This window comes from Streptomyces sp. CA189, assembly GCF_056428985.1.
Genome location: NZ_JBWJVM010000014.1, coordinates 111,770 through 127,226 on the forward strand (window position 1 = coordinate 111,770; position 15,457 = coordinate 127,226).

General features: G+C 71.1%; 13 protein-coding genes and 3 pseudogenes. 9 read left to right on the forward strand and 7 right to left on the reverse strand.

What is annotated here, in order from left to right:
* Positions 1 to 10: 10 nt before the first annotated feature.
* Both AC061S_RS14410 and AC061S_RS14415 read right to left on the reverse strand, forming a co-directional pair.
* Positions 11 to 934 (reverse strand): CehA/McbA family metallohydrolase, encoded by a 924-nt coding sequence (locus tag AC061S_RS14410; protein WP_478686320.1) that lies wholly within the window; start codon positions 932 to 934, stop codon positions 11 to 13.
* A 99-nt stretch (positions 935 to 1,033) separates the two neighbouring features.
* Positions 1,034 to 1,285: pseudogene (locus AC061S_RS14415) on the reverse strand (cytidine deaminase family protein); the annotation flags it as partial.
* A gap of 203 nt (positions 1,286 to 1,488) precedes the next feature.
* On the opposite strand from AC061S_RS14415, the gene AC061S_RS14420 reads away from it, so the two are divergent.
* The 5 genes and pseudogenes from AC061S_RS14420 to AC061S_RS14440 all read left to right on the forward strand — a co-directional run.
* On the forward strand, positions 1,489 to 1,644 hold the full coding sequence (locus AC061S_RS14420; protein WP_478686321.1) for a hypothetical protein: 156 nt from the start codon (positions 1,489 to 1,491) through the stop codon (positions 1,642 to 1,644).
* Between the two features lie 225 nt (positions 1,645 to 1,869).
* Positions 1,870 to 3,366, forward strand: coding sequence for a UDP-N-acetylmuramoyl-L-alanyl-D-glutamate--2,6-diaminopimelate ligase (locus AC061S_RS14425; RefSeq protein ID WP_478686368.1), 1,497 nt, complete (start codon positions 1,870 to 1,872; stop codon positions 3,364 to 3,366).
* A gap of 108 nt (positions 3,367 to 3,474) precedes the next feature.
* Positions 3,475 to 4,071 carry a TIGR03086 family metal-binding protein gene (locus tag AC061S_RS14430; protein WP_478686322.1) on the forward strand — a complete coding sequence of 199 codons (597 nt, stop codon included), beginning with the start codon at positions 3,475 to 3,477 and terminating at the stop codon, positions 4,069 to 4,071.
* Positions 4,072 to 4,440: 369 nt separating this feature from the next.
* Positions 4,441 to 4,980: pseudogene (locus AC061S_RS14435) on the forward strand (carbohydrate binding domain-containing protein); the annotation flags it as partial.
* 132 nt (positions 4,981 to 5,112) lie between these two features.
* Positions 5,113 to 6,111 (forward strand): annotated as a pseudogene (locus AC061S_RS14440) (chitinase); the annotation flags it as partial.
* A 97-nt stretch (positions 6,112 to 6,208) separates the two neighbouring features.
* Here the strand turns inward: AC061S_RS14440 and AC061S_RS14445 are convergent.
* Positions 6,209 to 7,561, reverse strand: coding sequence for an amidohydrolase family protein (locus tag AC061S_RS14445; protein ID WP_478686323.1), 1,353 nt, complete (start codon positions 7,559 to 7,561; stop codon positions 6,209 to 6,211).
* Positions 7,562 to 7,857: 296 nt separating this feature from the next.
* The gene (locus AC061S_RS14450) at positions 7,858 to 8,262 is read right to left on the reverse strand and encodes a hypothetical protein (RefSeq protein WP_478686324.1); all 405 of its coding nucleotides are present in this window, start codon (positions 8,260 to 8,262) and stop codon (positions 7,858 to 7,860) included.
* Between the two features lie 162 nt (positions 8,263 to 8,424).
* Between AC061S_RS14450 and AC061S_RS14455 the strand changes: the two genes are divergently transcribed.
* Both AC061S_RS14455 and AC061S_RS14460 read left to right on the forward strand, forming a co-directional pair.
* Positions 8,425 to 8,976 carry a DUF2975 domain-containing protein gene (locus tag AC061S_RS14455; RefSeq protein WP_478686325.1) on the forward strand — a complete coding sequence of 184 codons (552 nt, stop codon included), beginning with the start codon at positions 8,425 to 8,427 and terminating at the stop codon, positions 8,974 to 8,976.
* Entirely contained in the window at positions 8,976 to 9,209 is a 234-nt protein-coding gene (locus AC061S_RS14460) for a helix-turn-helix domain-containing protein (protein ID WP_478686326.1), read from the forward strand. Before AC061S_RS14455 ends, AC061S_RS14460 begins: the two co-directional genes overlap by 1 nt.
* A gap of 84 nt (positions 9,210 to 9,293) precedes the next feature.
* Here the strand turns inward: AC061S_RS14460 and AC061S_RS14465 are convergent, their stop codons facing one another.
* A complete protein-coding gene (locus AC061S_RS14465; protein ID WP_478686327.1) occupies positions 9,294 to 10,424 on the reverse strand; it encodes an NADH:flavin oxidoreductase in 1,131 nt (376 codons plus the stop codon).
* A 195-nt stretch (positions 10,425 to 10,619) separates the two neighbouring features.
* Here AC061S_RS14465 and AC061S_RS14470 point away from each other — a divergent pair, with 195 nt between their 5' ends.
* The gene (locus tag AC061S_RS14470) at positions 10,620 to 11,123 is read left to right on the forward strand and encodes a MarR family winged helix-turn-helix transcriptional regulator (protein WP_478686369.1); all 504 of its coding nucleotides are present in this window, start codon (positions 10,620 to 10,622) and stop codon (positions 11,121 to 11,123) included.
* Between the two features lie 141 nt (positions 11,124 to 11,264).
* Here AC061S_RS14470 and AC061S_RS14475 read toward each other — a convergent pair whose 3' ends face one another.
* On the reverse strand, positions 11,265 to 12,290 hold the full coding sequence (locus AC061S_RS14475; RefSeq protein ID WP_478686328.1) for a phytase: 1,026 nt from the start codon (positions 12,288 to 12,290) through the stop codon (positions 11,265 to 11,267).
* A 167-nt stretch (positions 12,291 to 12,457) separates the two neighbouring features.
* On the opposite strand from AC061S_RS14475, the gene AC061S_RS14480 reads away from it, so the two are divergent.
* A complete protein-coding gene (locus AC061S_RS14480) occupies positions 12,458 to 12,898 on the forward strand; it encodes a hypothetical protein (protein WP_478686329.1) in 441 nt (146 codons plus the stop codon).
* 37 nt (positions 12,899 to 12,935) lie between these two features.
* Here AC061S_RS14480 and AC061S_RS14485 read toward each other — a convergent pair whose 3' ends face one another.
* Positions 12,936 to 15,335 carry an ATP-binding cassette domain-containing protein gene (locus AC061S_RS14485; RefSeq protein ID WP_478686330.1) on the reverse strand — a complete coding sequence of 800 codons (2,400 nt, stop codon included), beginning with the start codon at positions 15,333 to 15,335 and terminating at the stop codon, positions 12,936 to 12,938.
* Positions 15,336 to 15,457: the final 122 nt, after the last annotated feature.

Below are 15,457 nucleotides of genomic sequence, written 5' to 3' on the forward strand. Positions count from 1 at the left end.
TTCACCGGAGTCATCGCGGGCCGGCAGCCCCGGCGGACTTCCAGTGAATGGGGTTGCTCCAGGCCCGACCGCCGGCTGCGTCCTCGACCGTGACCCGGAAGGATCTGCCCCGGAACATCTCCAACGGCAGGGTGCACTCCGTCAGATCCTCGCCCTGGACGACCTGCGCACCGGGTGCGCCGCCCGTGATCAGGACCTTGCGGACAGGGGAACACCGGACGGTGATGTGTTCGCCGGTCAGGCCGACATCGACCAGCTCGGGGCCGGTGGACGAGTAGTAGTGCCCGGCCTTGAGCGCGGCCAGGAGCCGATCCGGTTCGAGCGACTCGGCGCGAACCTGGACCCAGGCGGCGCAGCCCGGAGGGTCCTGCGGCTGGAGGTGTGCGTCGTCGGCCGCGTAAGCGAGCAGCCGGTGGCCACGGTTGAGGAGGACGTCGGTCAGGTGCCAGCTGTCGCCCCGGTCCTCACGCGCGGCCAGCGCGTTGTACACCTCGACCGCGTGCGCCGCGTCCAGGCTCTCGGCGTCCGCGATGCTCAGCAGGGAGGCAGCCGGGTGGGCCATGCCGACGAACGCCCCGGCGGCGCGTGCCCTGCGGGCCAGCTGGGGCCCGGTCTCGTGCGGCCCGGGCGGTGCGAAGCCCAGCGGGAGCCCGACGGCGACGATGTGCCAGGACGATCCGGCCTCGGTGCGCGGAGCGTGCAGCTCGGCTCCGAGCAGCGTGGTGAATCCCTCCGTACGCAGCGGGGTGGTGTCGGTCAGCGGGAAGCCGTATTCGGGGCGGAAGTGGTCGGTGACGGCCAGGAAGTCGTATCCGGCGTTCCGGTAGTACTGCGCCGTCTCCGCCGGGGACAGGGCACCGTCGGACTGATCGGAGTGCGTGTGCAGGTTCCCCCGCCAGAAGCGGCCCGGTCGATCGAAAGGCAGGCTGTGCATCCAACTCCTCCTTCTCGTACCGCAGCAGACCAGGTTCGCCCGGTTGGCGGTTGGCCCCTGGCGGCTGAGAGTGACAGATCGTGCCGCGCGACGCGCTCTCTACTCGGCGTCGAGCTGGTGGTCGGCCCAGACGTAGCTTTCGGGCAGCAGATCGGCGATGGGCACGGCTCGGACGCGTTCGCCGTGGCCGATGATGACCTTGAGGGTGGGGAAGTAGTCGAGGAGGACTTGCCGGCACCGGCCGCACGGGGGAACGAGCCCGCGGTCACGGTCGCCCACGGCGACGATGGTGTCCAGCTCGTAGGCGCCCCGGGCGGCCGCGGCGCCGATGAGGGCCAGCTCGGCGCAGGGGCTCCGGCGTGGTCGACGTGAGGGGTCTGCGTGGCCATCTTCTCCGCCTGCGTACGGTGTCAGGCGACGTTGACCCGCGTGACGACGATGCGCAAGCGAATATGCTCCTCGTCCACGGCGGCGGAGCCCCGACCGGGGCGGATGTCCCCGACCGGCGAGTCGACGCGGCGTACGGACCGGGTGAGCGCACGTACACTCGGCCTATGAGCCGCACACGACGTGTCACGGGGGAGTGCCTGCCGCAGGCCGCCCCCGGCGTGCGTGCGGCCGCTGCGGGCCGGACGGGCGTCAGCCCCCGGACCGCCGCCGACGGCCAGGCCCCCACGGTCGGCCGCGGCGTCCTGCACGGCCACGGCTAGCGCTCTCCCACCGCGCCCGGGCCCCGTACCTCCCGCCGCACCATCCTCAGCGACGGGCCCTGCCCCGGCAGCCCGGCCCCGATCACCGTGTCCGGCCCGGCCCCGTCGCTCCGAGGGCGACGCATCGCCCTCCCCGTCCCCACCACCGCAGTCCCGACGCTCCGTCGGCACTGTCGCCAGGCTAGGGCCGTGCGCCGGGCCGTAGCCGCCTCCGAAGGGACCACCGTGAAGTTGAGCGGGTTGCTGACCGGCCATGAACACCACGTCATCCAGGGCGACACCGAGTCGACGGGGATCACGGCGGGCACCACCTTCGACGTGGACCGCGTGGTGCCGGGCTCGCTCTTCATCGCGGTACCCGGCCACCGCGGCGGCGGCCCCGCATCCATCGGTGCCGCGCTCGCGCGCGGAGCGGTGGCGGTGCTCGTCGACGAGGCGGGAGCCGCTGCCGCTCCCCCCGGGCGGGAGCTGCTGCCGGCGGTGTGCGTCGTACGGGTCTCCGACACCCGCAAGGCGGCCGCCGTCGTCTCCTCCCGCTACTTCGGCGAGCCGGGCCGGCACATGGACGTGGTGGCGGTCACCGGCACCAACGGGAAGACCTCCATCTCCTACATGGTCGAGTCGCTCCTCAAGATCTCCGAGGGCGCCTCGGTGGGCGTGATCGGGACGGCGGGCAGCCGGATCGGCGACGAGGTGATCCCCATGCCTCCCTCGGCGCTGACCACACCGGAATCGCCCGACCTGCAGTACCTCCTGGGCCGCATGCGGGACCAGGGCACAGGCAGCGTGGTGCTGGAGGCCACCTCCATGGCCTTGCAGACGTACCGGATGGACCGCACGTTCGTCGATGTCGGCGTCTTCACCAACCTGACCCAGGACCACCTGGACGACCACGGCACGATGGCCCACTACACGGACGCCAAAATGCGGCTGTTCCAGGGGTTGTGCCGGCACGCGGTGGTCAACGTGGACGACGTCGTGGGAGCCGGGATCAGGGCGATGATGCCCGGCGCGGTGACGACGTACGGTCTCGACGAGGATGCCGACTTCCGGGCCACGGACCTGATCGCGGACGCCTCGGGCACGCGGTTCACGCTGCACCACGCCGGCAGCGAGTACCCGGCGGCCATCCCGGTCCCGGGCAGGTTCTCCGTGTCCAACGCGCTGGCGGCCGTGGCGGCCTGCCGGGTCCTGGGGCACGACCTGGACGGACTGGTCGCCGCGCTCGCGCAGATGCCGCCCGTGCCGGGCCGGTTCGAGCGCTTCGTCACCCCCGCCGGCACCTCGGTGATCGTGGACTACGCGCACTCGCCCGACTCCCTCGACAAGGTCCTCACCGCCATCCGAGGCTTTGCCCGGGGCCGCGTCATCACGGTCTTCGGCTGCGGCGGCGACCGCGACACCACCAAGCGCGCCGAGATGGGCCGCATCGCCGGCGCCCACTCCGACCTGTGCGTCCTTACCTCGGACAACCCGCGCACGGAGAACCCCGAGGCGATCCTGGACCAGATCGCGGGCGGAATCGAGAGCACGGGCACACCGTACGAGCGCTCCGCCGACCGGCGCCGGGCCATCGCCTTCGCACTGTCCGCGGCCCAGCCGGAGGACATCGTCCTGATCGCGGGGAAGGGCAGCGAACCGCACCAGATCGTGGGTGAGGACCTGCTTCCGTTCAGCGACATGGCGACCGTACGCGACCTCGCCTCCCGCCTGCTCCCCTGAAGGCCCCGCCGGAAGGCGACCGCGGCGGATTTCCCGAGCCGTCGATGGATTGCGGGCCGAATTCGGCAACGAGCGATGAGTTCCGGCGTCCGCAGCGGTCTCCCTTGAATGGAGAACACGGAGCACATCGATCTGGCAGCGGCCGCGGCGCGGGTGGCCCGGCTCGCCGAGGGCATCGGCGAGGAGCAGCTGGGGAACCCGACGCCCTGCACGGAGTACGGGGTACGGGAGGTGCTCGCGCACCTCGCCGGGCTGAGCGTGGCCTTTCGCGACGCGGCCCGCAAGGACTTCGGGCCGACGACCGGCACACCGCCCGGCTCGGCCCGGCCGGTCCTGGCCGACGACTGGCGCACGGGGCTGCCGAAGGCGCTGGACGCACTGTCGGCTGCCTGGCGCGAGCCGGGGGCTTGGGAGGGGGACACCCAGGCGGGCGGCGTCGAGCTGCCGGCCTCCGTCATGGGCATGGTCGCGTTGAACGAGCTGCTGATCCACGGCTGGGACCTCGCACGGGCGACGGGCCAGGAGTACGAGGTGAGCGAGGAGGAACTGGCGGTGTCCGAGGGCTTGCTGACCCCGGAGGAGGACGCTCCGGCCGAGGAGGGATTCTTCGGCCCGATCGTCGCGGTCCCGCCCGACGCGCCCCTGCTCGACCGTGTGGTGGGCCTGAGCGGCCGACGCCCGGATTGGCGTCCGCCGGCGTCCTGATCAGGGACGGGGAGACCCGAGTCCGCCTGCCCGCCTGCCCGCCCGTCGGGTTCGAATTCCGCGCCCCGGGTGAGCGGCGGGCGCCGCGGTGACCGCTCCGGCAGCGACGTGCGCGCCACGACCGCCGGTGCGGCACGGTCGGACTCCCGCCAGGGGAAGGCGGGTTCGGCGCGCCGCCGAGGTCGCGGCCCGCGTCCCCGCTCGACGAGCCGGGCTCAGGTCATTGGTCCAGACCTATTGACCGGTCGGGCCGTTCCTCCTACGATCCGGTCCGGCACAGCCCCACCTGTCCCCACCTCACCCAGAGCCGGGCGTCACGCCCCCACGCGTCGGTCATGCCCATGGCGCTCGGCGGGAATGGAGCGCACCATGTTCCGTCGGAGACCACGCACCCCGCGCCTGCCGGCCGACACCGGCCCTCGTGTGAACCCGACCAATCGCGCCCAGCGCCCACCGACCGTCCTGAACCGCTCCCTCGCCTGGGTGAGCGCCGCCGCCGTCATCGGTGCCGGCATCGCCGTGGCGGGCTCCGTCACGGCCGGGGTCGCAACGGCCGGAGCCGTCGCCACCAACCTGGTGGTCAACTCCGGCTTCGAGAACGGGCTCTCCGCCTGGACCTGCTCCGCGGGCTCCGGCGCGGTCGTCAGCAGTCCGGTCCGCTCCGGCTCCTCCGCGCTCAGGGCCACGCCGACCGGCCAGGACAACGCCCAGTGCGCCCAGACCGTCAGCGTGCAGCCCAACTCCCAGTACACGCTGAGTGCTTACGTCCAGGGCAGCTACGTCTACCTCGGCGCCACCGGCACCGGGATCACCAGCGCCCCGTCCACCTGGACGCCGAACAGCCCGTCGTACGGCCAGCTCAGCGTCGGCTTCACCACGGGGCCGAACACCACCTCGGTGACCGTCTACCTGCACGGCTGGTACGGCCAGACCACGTACTACGCGGACGACGTATCGCTCACCGGCCCCGGCGGAAGCAGCCCCACGCCGACGACGCCCCCGCCGACCACCACGCCGCCGACGTCGCCGCCCCCGACCACCGCCCCGCCGACCACCGCGCCCCCGACCACCGCCCCGCCGGGCGAGACCTGCCCCACGAAGCCCAAGCCGTCGGGCAAGGTCCTGCAGGGTTACTGGGAGAACTGGGACGGCGCCGCGAACGGCGTCCACCCCGGCATGGGCTGGGTGCCCATCACGGACAGCCGGATCGCCGCGCACGGCTACAACGTCATCAACGCCGCCTTCCCGGTGATCCTCTCGGACGGCACCGTCCTGTGGCAGGACGGCATGGACGCCACCGTCAAGGTCTCGACCCCCGCCGAGATGTGCCAGGCCAAGGCGGCCGGGGCGACGATCCTGATGTCGATCGGCGGTGCCACCGCAGGCATCGACCTGAGCTCCAGCACCGTCGCCGACAAGTTCGTGGCGACGGTCGTCCCGATCCTCAAGAAGTACAACTTCGACGGAATCGACATAGACATCGAGACCGGCCTGACCGGCAGCGGCAACATCAACACGCTGTCGGCCTCGCAGAGCAATTTGGTGCGCATCATCGACGGCGTGCTGGCCCAGATGCCGGAGGGCTTCGGCCTGACGATGGCTCCCGAAACCGCCTACGTGACCGGTGGAAGCGTCACCTACGGATCGATCTGGGGCTCGTACCTGCCGATCATCAAGAAGTACGCCGACAACGGCCGGCTGTGGTGGCTGAACATGCAGTACTACAACGGCAGCATGTACGGGTGCTCCGGTGACTCCTACCAGGCAGGCACCGTGCAGGGCTTCACGGCCCAGACCACGTGCCTGAACAACGGCCTGACCATCCAGGGCGTCACCATCAAGGTGCCCTACGACAAGCAGGTGCCCGGCCTGCCGGCCCAGCCCGGCGCGGGCGGCGGCTACATGACGCCGAGCCTGGTCGGTCAGTCGTGGAACGCCTTCGGTGGGGCGCTGAAGGGGCTCATGACGTGGTCGGTCAACTGGGACGGCTCGAAGGGCTGGACCTTCGGCGACAACGTCAAGTCCCTCCAGGGCCGTTGAATACACCCCTGACCTGACCCTGACCTCTGGGGGATGAGGAAATAGGTGGGCGGGGCCCCGTGGGAGCGCTGAGCGCCCCCGGAGCCCCGCCCCGGGTTCAGGAGGCGGCCCGCAGGCGGGTGGCCGCGGATTCCGCTTCCCGTACGACGCGTTCGGTGTCGATGTCGACGAGGCGGCCGTCGAGTTTGAGGGGCCGGCCGTCCACGAAGACCGCGCGGACGTTCTCCGGGCGGCCGTTGAAGACGATCTGGTTGATCCAGTCGAATCGCGGCGCGAAGTTGAGAGCGGCGGGGTTGATCACGATGACATCGGCGCGCTTGCCGGGGGTCAGGGACCCCACCGTGTCGCCCATGCCGATCACCTCGGCGCCGCCGAGCGTGGCGAGGCGGAGGACGTCGTGCACCTGGGGGAACACCGAGGTCTCCAACGCGCGTGCGCGCTGGAGGCCGATGGCCCCCTTCATCAGGGCGAAGAAGTCCGAGGTGTCGTTGGTCCCGCCGTCCTGGCCGAGCCCGGCCTTGACGCCGCGTCGGCCGAGGTCCGGCAGCCGCATGATCCCCGAGGCGAGCCGCATGTTGCTGAGCGGGCAGTGTGCGACCCGTACGTCGTGCGCGGCGACGGCGGCGATCTCGTCGTCGGTGAGGTGGATCGCGTGGTTCATGAGCAGCCGCGGACCCAGCGCGCCGATGTCCGCGAGGGTGCCGATCGGATCGTCCGCGTGCTGCTCGGCGCGTTCGAGGACATGGCTGTTGAGCATGACTCCGAGGTCTTCGGCGATCTCCCAATGCAGCCGGTTGAGGCCCTTGATGGCCCGTGCCGCGTGGGTGGCGACCTGCGCCGAGGCGAGGGGGAGCGGGTCGATGAGCTCCTTCTTGGTCCGGGTGATCAGCGAGGCTTCCCGCTCGGCTTGGAACATCGCGTAGGTGAAGCGGACGCCCGTGCCGGCCAGGGCCCGCACGTACTGGACCGTCGTGTCGTACGGGAGGGCGTCCACCCAGTCCACGAGCGTGGTCACGCCGGACTGTACGGAGTCGAGGGCGCCGAGGCGGACGAAGCGGTACATGTCCGCGGGCGTGATCCGGGAGAACGTGGCCCGGTTGCAGTCGGCCAGCCATCCGAAGAGGTCGCGGTCCGCGCAGCCGCCCCGCATCGACGACTGCCACAGGTGGGTGTGCACGTCGACGAATCCCGGCATCACCAGTTGGCCGGCGGCATCGATCACCTGAGTGCCGGGCGGTGCGGGCAACCGCTTCCCCACGGCCGCGATGACACCGTCCCGCATGAGGACGTCCGCGTGCTCGGCCGTCCCCAGCGGGCCGTCACCGAGGGCGGGGTCCATGGTGAGCACGAGTGCGGCGTTCCTGAGCAGGACGGCCCGGCCCGGGGGAGTGCCGCCGTGCGGCGGCCGGTTCCTCCCGGCGCCCAGGACGAGTGGGGCGGCCGCGGCCATTCCGAGGCCGCCCAGGACGCGCCGACGGCTGGGTGCCCCCGCCGTCGGCGAAGGCGTAGGGACTTCCGGTAAGGGGGTTGAGGCGGGTTCGGGACACTCGCTGAGCGGGTTCATGGCGTGTGGCCTCCCAACGAACGAGGGTGGGATCGGCCTTCCCCGGGCTGACGGGTGGTCAGGTGAAGGGGCGCAGGCTACATGAATCGTCCATCGGGCCAACGTCTTTCCGATAGAGGTGCGTCAACATTTTGTAGAAGTTGCACCCGTCGCCCCGTCCTCACCCCCCTGGACGCGTGCTCCTACGACCCCTCGTCGTAGGTCCCCGCCTCGACCTCGAGGGCGAGTTCTTGGAGGACTTCGATCGCGGAGACGTCCGTACGCCCGCCGTCGTGGGCGATCGCGAGGCTGGTGAACGCCAAGCTGAATCCGGAGACCATCGTGTGCAGCGCCGGACCGAGGGCTTCGGCCACCGCCGCGGCCACCTGCTGCGGAGAGGCGTCGGCCGGCACGCTGATCGACGGCAGCATCTCGTTCAGGAGGGTCGAGGCCACTCCGGCCGTCGCCTCGGAGCCGCCACCGTCCGTGTCACCGCCACCGCGGCCCTCCTCTCCGGTTCCGTCCTGCTCGGTTTCGACGGCCCGGCGGATGTCTTGGGCTTCGGTGAGGATGCCGATCACTCGCTTGAGGACCTCTGCGCGTTCCATCCTGCGGAGCGTAGTCCGCCGTCGTCCGGGGTGCGGCCGTGGGGCGGCCTCGCCGACGGTCAGATACTTGTCGATTATCGATATGGCCCCTAGTCTTCGGCGTATCGAAAATCGATAGGAAGGGGCGCGGTGAACACGCGACTCACTAGGATCCTGGCCTCGGTGACCTTCGTGCTGTCGGTGCTCTGGGGGCTCGTCTTCATCGGCACGGGGCTCACGCACATGCTCGACGACGGGGCGGTCTGCGTGCAGACCGGCTTCTGGGCCAATGCCTCACTCGGGGACGGCCTGCCGATCGGCAAGGGCGTGGAGGCGTCCAGCAGCGCCGCGCGGCTCTGTCAGAACAGTCCCTCCGGGGCGCAGCGGGCCGCCGACCTCGGGGGCGAACTGCCCTGGCTGCTGTTCGCCTCCCTCGCGCTGCTGCTCTTCTCCCGGCTGCTGAAGGCCGTCCTCGTGCAGGGGCCGTTCACCGACGCCGTGGCGCGACGGCTCACCGTTCTCGGCTGGTTCGTCACGGTCGGCACGCCGCTGGCAGGCCTCGTCGTAGGCTGGTCGCAGTCTTGGCTCGTCGGCAGCATGGCGCCCATCGTGGGGTCCGGGCCGACGGTCGCGGAGCCGCAGGTGCTCATCCTGGCCGGCCTCGCCGCGGTGATCATGGGGAAGATCATGCGCGAGGGCGTGCGCATGCGAGAGGACCTCGAAGGGACCATCTGATGCCCGAAGAGGAACTCCACTCGATCCGGATCCACCTCGACCGGGTCCTCGTGGAGCGCGGCATGACGCTCACCGAACTGTCCGCGCAGGTGGGCATCACCGTCGTCAACCTGTCCGTGCTCAAGAACGGGCGAGCCAAGGCCGTCCGCTTCTCCACCCTGTCCAGGATCTGCGACGTCCTCCAGTGCCAGCCGGGAGACCTGATCACCCACGACCCCGCCGAGCCGGCCTAGCGTGGCCGCGCCCTCCGCCGAACGCCCCGTGACCTCGGCGGACCGATGTCACGGGGCGTAGGCCGGGCGGCCACCGGCTACCGGCTACCGGCTGAGCGACTTGAGCGCCGCCGCGTCGTACGGCTTCAGCTCGTCGAAGCGGTTGCCGAGGACCTTCGCCGCCCACTGCGGGTCCTGGAGCAGCGCACGGCCGACGGCGACCATGTCGAACTCGTCGCGCTCCATCCGGTCCAGGAGGTTGTCGATGTCGCCGAGCGCCGCACCCTCGCCGGCGAAGGCGCGGAGGAAGTCGCCGTCGAGGCCGACCGAGCCGACGGTGATGGTGGGTCGGCCGGTGAGCTTCTTGGTCCAGCCCGCCAGGTTCAGGTCCGAGCCTTCGAACTCCGGGATCCAGTAGCGCCGGGTGGAGGCGTGGAACGCGTCGACGCCGGCCGCCGCCAGCGGGGCCAGGATCGCCTCCAGTTCCTCCGGGGTCTGCGCGAGCCGTCCGTCGTAGGCCTCCTGCTTCCACTGGGAGTAGCGGAAGATCACCGGGAAGTCGGCCTGGACGCGCTCGCGGACCGCGGCCACGACCTCCGTGGCGAACTTCGTACGGGCCACCGCGTTGCCGCCGTAGGCGTCGGTGCGGCGGTTGGTCCGCTCCCACAGGAACTGGTCGATCAGGTAGCCGTGCGCGCCGTGCAGTTCGACGCCGTCGAAGCCGATCCGCTCGGCCTCCGCGGCGGCGTCGGCGAACGCGCCGATGACGTCGTCGAGGTCGGTGCGGGTCATCGCCCTGCCGGTCCCCTCGGTGCCGTCGACGCGGATGCCGGACGGGCCGACGGCGGGGGCGTCGGGATACGGTGCCTCGCCCTGCTGGCGCACCATGCCTATGTGCCACAGCTGAGGCACGATCGTGCCGCCCGACTCGTGTACGGCCGCGGCGACCTTCGCCCACCCCGCCAGCTGGTCCTCGCCGTGGAACCGCGGCACCCGGTCGCTCTGCCCGGCGGAGTCGTGACCGACGTAGGTGCCCTCGGTGACGATCAAGCCCACACCCGCGGCGGCCCGGCTGGCGTAGTACGCCTGAACGTCCTCCCCGGGCACGCCGCCGGGGGAGAACATCCGCGTCATCGGCGCCATCGCGATGCGGTTGGGGACGGTCAGGCCGTTCACCTTGACGGGCCGGGACAGAATCTCGGCCGCGCGGGAGGCGGTGGACGTGGTGACGGGCATGCGGGTCCTCCGGGTTGAGGCTGTGGCTCGTCGGGTGACAACGAGAAGTGCATAGTACACATGTTATGTATCATGCATATTGCCGGGTCCGGCCGTCGTACGGGGGCCCGCCGGTCCCCGGGTTCACAGGTCGGCGATAATGGAGCGCCGGAAGGAGCGGGAGGCGCAGTGCTGGAGAAACTGGAGCGGGAGCTGATGCTGCTCTCGCGGCACCAGGTGCTTGCCCGGCGTGAGCGCGACACCGAACGCCTGGAGCGGTCGGCGTACCTGCTGCTCAGCCGGATCGACTCGCAAGGCCCCATGTCCATCGGACAGTTGGCGGAGGCCTTCGGGCTCGACACCTCGACCGTGAACCGCCAGACGGCCGCGCTGCTGCGCTGGGGCCTGGCCGAGCGCGTCGCGGACCCGGAAGGCGGCATGGCCCGCAAGCTCTGCATCACGGTTGAAGGCGGGCGTCGGCTCACCGAAGACCGCGAGGTCAACATGGACTGCCTGGCCCGGGTGGTCGCCGACTGGTCCCCGGAGGAAGTGCGGGAGCTGGAGGACGCGCTGGTCCGGCTCAACCGCAGCGCCGAGGCCCTCGAAGGCCGCTGCTGGCCGCGCACGGAGGAGGACGGCACCCGCGCCGAATGCCACCCGCCGGTCCCGCACGAATCCCCGGACCCCGCTCCGCGGGCACCCGCGACTCCCGCACCGTAAGAACGCGCACGCATCGTGCGGCGCCCGGACCCGGCGAGCGCAGCAGGGTGGCCGGGAAGGCGGTGGAGTCGCGGGTCGTCATCAGCGGGGCCGTCGAGTTCCCGAGGCGCACCCGGACGCGGGCCCGTGGGCCGGCGGTGCTCAGGCGAAGTGCGCGGTGATGCGCTGGAGCGGGACGAACTTGAAGTTCTGGTTCCCACTGGAGGCGGGGGCGCCGTTCGAGCCGTCCTGGCAGATGAAGACGCCCTGGGGGAAGGCCGGGCCGAGGTCGGCCGCGGTGGCGTCGATGCCGTCGGTGTCCTCGCAGTCGTCGGCCGCGGTGCCGTTGGCGACGGAGAAGCGGCCGAGGTTGGCGCGGGTGGTGCGGTCGTAGACGGTGAAGTCGTCGCTGCCCTGGGACGAGACGTAGATCCGGTTGCCCGCGGCGGCGATGCCCTCGGCGTCGGCGGTGATGTGGCCGCCGGACCCGGTGGAGTCGAGCTTGGTGCGCGAGGTGCCGGCGGTGGGCTCGGCGCCGTACACGCAGACGCCGACGTCCTCCTCGCCGAGGTAGAGCTTGCCGGTGGTCTCGTCGGTGTAGCAGCCCTCAACGGCGGAACCCGCGTCCCACAGACGGACCGAGGTCGCGTTGACCGTGTCGCCGGTCACGCCGAGCTCCCACTGCTCCACCCGGCCCGAGGTGGAGTTGGGGAAGGCGTACAGCTTCCCGGACGCGGGGGAGGTGTAGAGGCAGATGCCGTGGGCGGTGACCTCGGTGGGAACGTCCTTCAGGTGCTTGAGCTGTCGGGTCACGGGGTCGATGCGGTAGATGTGCATGGCGCCGTTGCCGTCGGCGGCCTCGTCGTCCGCGGAGACGACGATGTTGCCGCGCAGGTCGACGTTGTTGCCGTAGTCGCCGCTGATCCGCTGGATCCGGGTGCCGGACAGGTCGTAGACCTCCAGCGCGCCCTTCTTGTCCGTGGCGACGACCACGGACTGGGCGGGGTCGGTCGGGTGGACCCAGATCGCCGGGTCGTCGGCGGCATCCCCGCTGTGCGAGACCGGCGCGGTCTCCACGCTTGCGGTGACGGAGACGGGCGCCGCGTGCGCCGGCGCGGCTGGTACGACCAGGGCGGCCAACACCGCGGCGGGCAGGACGGCCGTACGGACAGAAGCGGTGATGGACACCGGGTTTCCCTTCCACTGTGAACGCTGGACAGGGGGAGGGTAGGGAGGCGTTGCGTGCTCTGCGTGCTCTGCGTGAACAGGAGCTGAACCGGCCGCGTCCGGCCGTCCGGGCCGGACCACGGGGGGTCCTGTACGCGGTGTGGCGGCCGGGCAGGTAGTTTGCTCGGGTGAGTCTCCTTGATGATGTGGCCGCACGTGACGGCTGGCAGTGCTGGGTTTGTGATGAACCGGTCGACCCCGACGAGTCGGTGAACGACCCGCGGGGGCCCAGTGTCGACAGCCGGACCGCCGACCGGAAGGCCAAGGTCGCCGAGCGGCTCGCGCACCGCGGGTGCAACACCCGCAAGGGCGCGGTCAAGGTGGTCATCGCCTGGCCGGAGCGCCTGTACGTGGTCGAACCCGCGCCGCTGATCACCGTTGCCGAGAGGCTGGAGCGCAAGGGCGGCCGCGAGATGGTCGGTCGTTGTCCGACCAAGAAGGATGCCCAAGAGGCGGCGGACTGGCTGGTGGACCGCTTCTCCCGCCTCGTACCGGGGCTGCCGGTGACCGCCGACATCCAGGCCGGCGGCGGTCAGTTCCTCCTCATCCTGTCCACCGGCCGCCGCTGACGGGGCGCACGGGGCGGGCTCGCGCGGCCGCCTCCCTTCAGGCTCCGACGTAATCCGCCAGGTGCTCGCCCGTGAGGGTGGCACGGGCGGCGACGAGGTCGGCGGGGGTGCCCTCGAAGACGATCCGGCCGCCGTCGTGGCCGGCGCCGGGGCCGAGGTCGATGATCCAGTCGGCGTGCGCCATGACCGCCTGGTGGTGCTCGATGACGATCACCGACTTGCCGGAGTCGACGAGCCGGTCGAGCAGGCCGAGGAGCTGCTGGACGTCGGCGAGGTGCAGGCCGGTGGTCGGCTCGTCGAGTACGTAGACCCCGCCCTCGTCTCGCATGTGCGTGGCCAGCTTGAGCCGCTGCCGCTCGCCGCCGGAGAGGGTGGTCAGCGGCTGGCCGAGGCTGAGGTAGCCCAGGCCGACGTCCGCGATGCGTTCCAGGATCTTGTGCGCGGCCGGGATGCGGGCCTCGCCCTCGCCGAAGAACTCCGCGGCTTCGGTGACCGGCATCGCGAGGACCTCGGTGATGTCGCGGCCGCCGAGGTGGTACTCGAGTACCGCGGCCTGGAACCGCTTGCCCTCGCACTCCTCGCAGGGGCTGGAGACGCCGGCCATCATGCCGAGGTCGGTGAAGATGACGCCGGCGCCGTTGCAGCCGGGGCAGGCGCCCTCGGAGTTGGCGCTGAACAGGGCCGGCTTCACGCCGTTGGCCTTGGCGAAGGCCTTGCGGATCGGGTCGAGCAGCCCCGTGTACGTAGCCGGGTTGCTCCGCCGGGAGCCGCGGATGGGACTCTGGTCGATCGATATGACGCCCTCGCTCGCCGGGATCGAGCCGTGGACGAGCGAGCTCTTGCCGGATCCGGCGACGCCGGTGATGACGGTGAGCACGCCGAGCGGGACGTCGACGTCGACGTTGCGGAGGTTGTGCGAGGTCGCGCCTCGGATCGCCAGTGCGCCGGTGGGCTCGCGCACGCTGTCCTTGAGGGCCGCCCGGTCGTCGAGGTGGCGGCCGGTGACCGTGCCGGACGAGCGCAGTCCTTCGAGGGTTCCCTCGAAGCAGATGGTGCCGCCCGCCGGGCCGGCCCCGGGGCCCAGGTCGACGACGTGGTCGGCGATGGCGATCGTCTCCGGCTTGTGCTCGACGACGAGCACGGTGTTGCCCTTGTCGCGCAGCCGCAGGAGCAGGTTGTTCATGCGCTGGATGTCGTGGGGGTGCAGGCCGATGGTGGGCTCGTCGAAGACGTAGGTGACGTCGGTGAGTGCGGAGCCGAGGTGGCGGATCATCTTGACGCGCTGGGCCTCGCCGCCCGACAGGGTGCCCGAGGGCCTCTCCAGCGAGAGGTAGCCGAGCCCGATCTCCACGAACGAGTCGAGGGTCTGCTGGAGGACGGCGAGCAGCGGGGCCACGGAGGGCTCGTCCAGGCCGCGTACCCACTGCGCGAGGTCGCGGATCTCCATGGCGCAGGCGTCGGCGATGCTGATCTGCCTGATCTTCGAGGTACGGGCTCCTTCGCCGAGCCGGGTCCCGTCACACCGGGGGCAGGTGGTGAAGGTGACCGCGCGGTCCACGAACTCCCGGATGTACGGCTGCATCGACGCCCGGTCCTTGGCCAGGAGCGACTTCTGGAGCTTGGGGATCAGCCCCTCGTAGGTGAGGCTCGCCCCGTCGACCTTCACCTTGGTCGCTTCCCGGTACAGGAAGTCCTGCCTCTCCTGCTCGGTGTACTGGGCTATCGGCTTGTCCGGGTCGAGGAAGCCGGACTCGGCGTAGGTACGCACGGTCCACCAGTTGTCCGACTTCCAGCCCGGGATGGTGAAGGCGCCCTCGGCGATGGACTTGGAGTCGTCGTAGAGCTGGGTGAGGTCGATGTCGGACACGGTGCCGCGGCCCTCACAGCGGGCGCACATCCCGCCGCTGCGGCCGAAGGCGTCCCCGCCGGCCTTGTTCCCGCCGTCCTCGGCGGTGATCGAGCCGCTTCCCTTCACCGAGGCGGTGTTGAACGAGTACGCGCTCGGCGGCCCGATGCGAGGCCGGCCGAGCCGGCTGAAGAGGATGCGGAGCATGGCGTTGGCGTCGGTGGCGGTGCCGACCGTGGAACGGGGATCGGAGCCCATCCGCTGCTGGTCGACGATGATCGCGGTCGTCAGCCCGTCGAGGACGTCGACGTCGGGTCGCGCCTGGGTGGGCATGAAGCCCTGCACGAACGTGCTGTACGTCTCGTTGATCAGCCGCTGGGACTCCGCGGCGATGGTGCCGAAGACCAGGGAGCTCTTGCCTGAGCCCGAGACCCCGGTGAAGACCGTCAGCCGGCGCTTCGGGAGCTCGATGCTGACGTCCTTGAGGTTGTTCTCCCGCGCGCCGTGCACGCGGATCAGGTCGTGGCGGTCGGCGGCGTGCGGCGCGGACGACTGCGGCCGCGACGTGGGGATGTGGGAGGTCTGAGGCATGATCGTCGTTCTCCAAGACTGTTGTACGGCCACATGGCTGTGCGGATCCGTGTCCGTCACTGGTTCCGCGGAGCCGCTGTCGCGCGGCAGGACCGGCGCCGAGCGCGCCGGGGCGGCCCCGG

Excerpts from the sequence above, each read along its gene's own strand:
- AC061S_RS14410 (WP_478686320.1), bottom strand. The coding sequence starts at position 934 with ATGCACAGCCTGCCTTTCGATCGACCGGGCCGCTTCTGGCGGGGGAAC.
- AC061S_RS14420 (WP_478686321.1), top strand. The coding sequence starts at position 1,489 with ATGAGCCGCACACGACGTGTCACGGGGGAGTGCCTGCCGCAGGCCGCC.
- AC061S_RS14460 (WP_478686326.1), top strand. The coding sequence starts at position 8,976 with ATGCCCGAAGAGGAACTCCACTCGATCCGGATCCACCTCGACCGGGTC.
- AC061S_RS14485 (WP_478686330.1), bottom strand. The coding sequence starts at position 15,335 with ATGCCTCAGACCTCCCACATCCCCACGTCGCGGCCGCAGTCGTCCGCG.
- AC061S_RS14465 (WP_478686327.1), bottom strand. The coding sequence starts at position 10,424 with ATGCCCGTCACCACGTCCACCGCCTCCCGCGCGGCCGAGATTCTGTCC.
- AC061S_RS14445 (WP_478686323.1), bottom strand. The coding sequence starts at position 7,561 with ATGGCCGCGGCCGCCCCACTCGTCCTGGGCGCCGGGAGGAACCGGCCG.
- AC061S_RS14450 (WP_478686324.1), bottom strand. The coding sequence starts at position 8,262 with ATGGAACGCGCAGAGGTCCTCAAGCGAGTGATCGGCATCCTCACCGAA.
- AC061S_RS14430 (WP_478686322.1), top strand. The coding sequence starts at position 3,475 with ATGGAGAACACGGAGCACATCGATCTGGCAGCGGCCGCGGCGCGGGTG.
- AC061S_RS14470 (WP_478686369.1), top strand. The coding sequence starts at position 10,620 with ATGCTGCTCTCGCGGCACCAGGTGCTTGCCCGGCGTGAGCGCGACACC.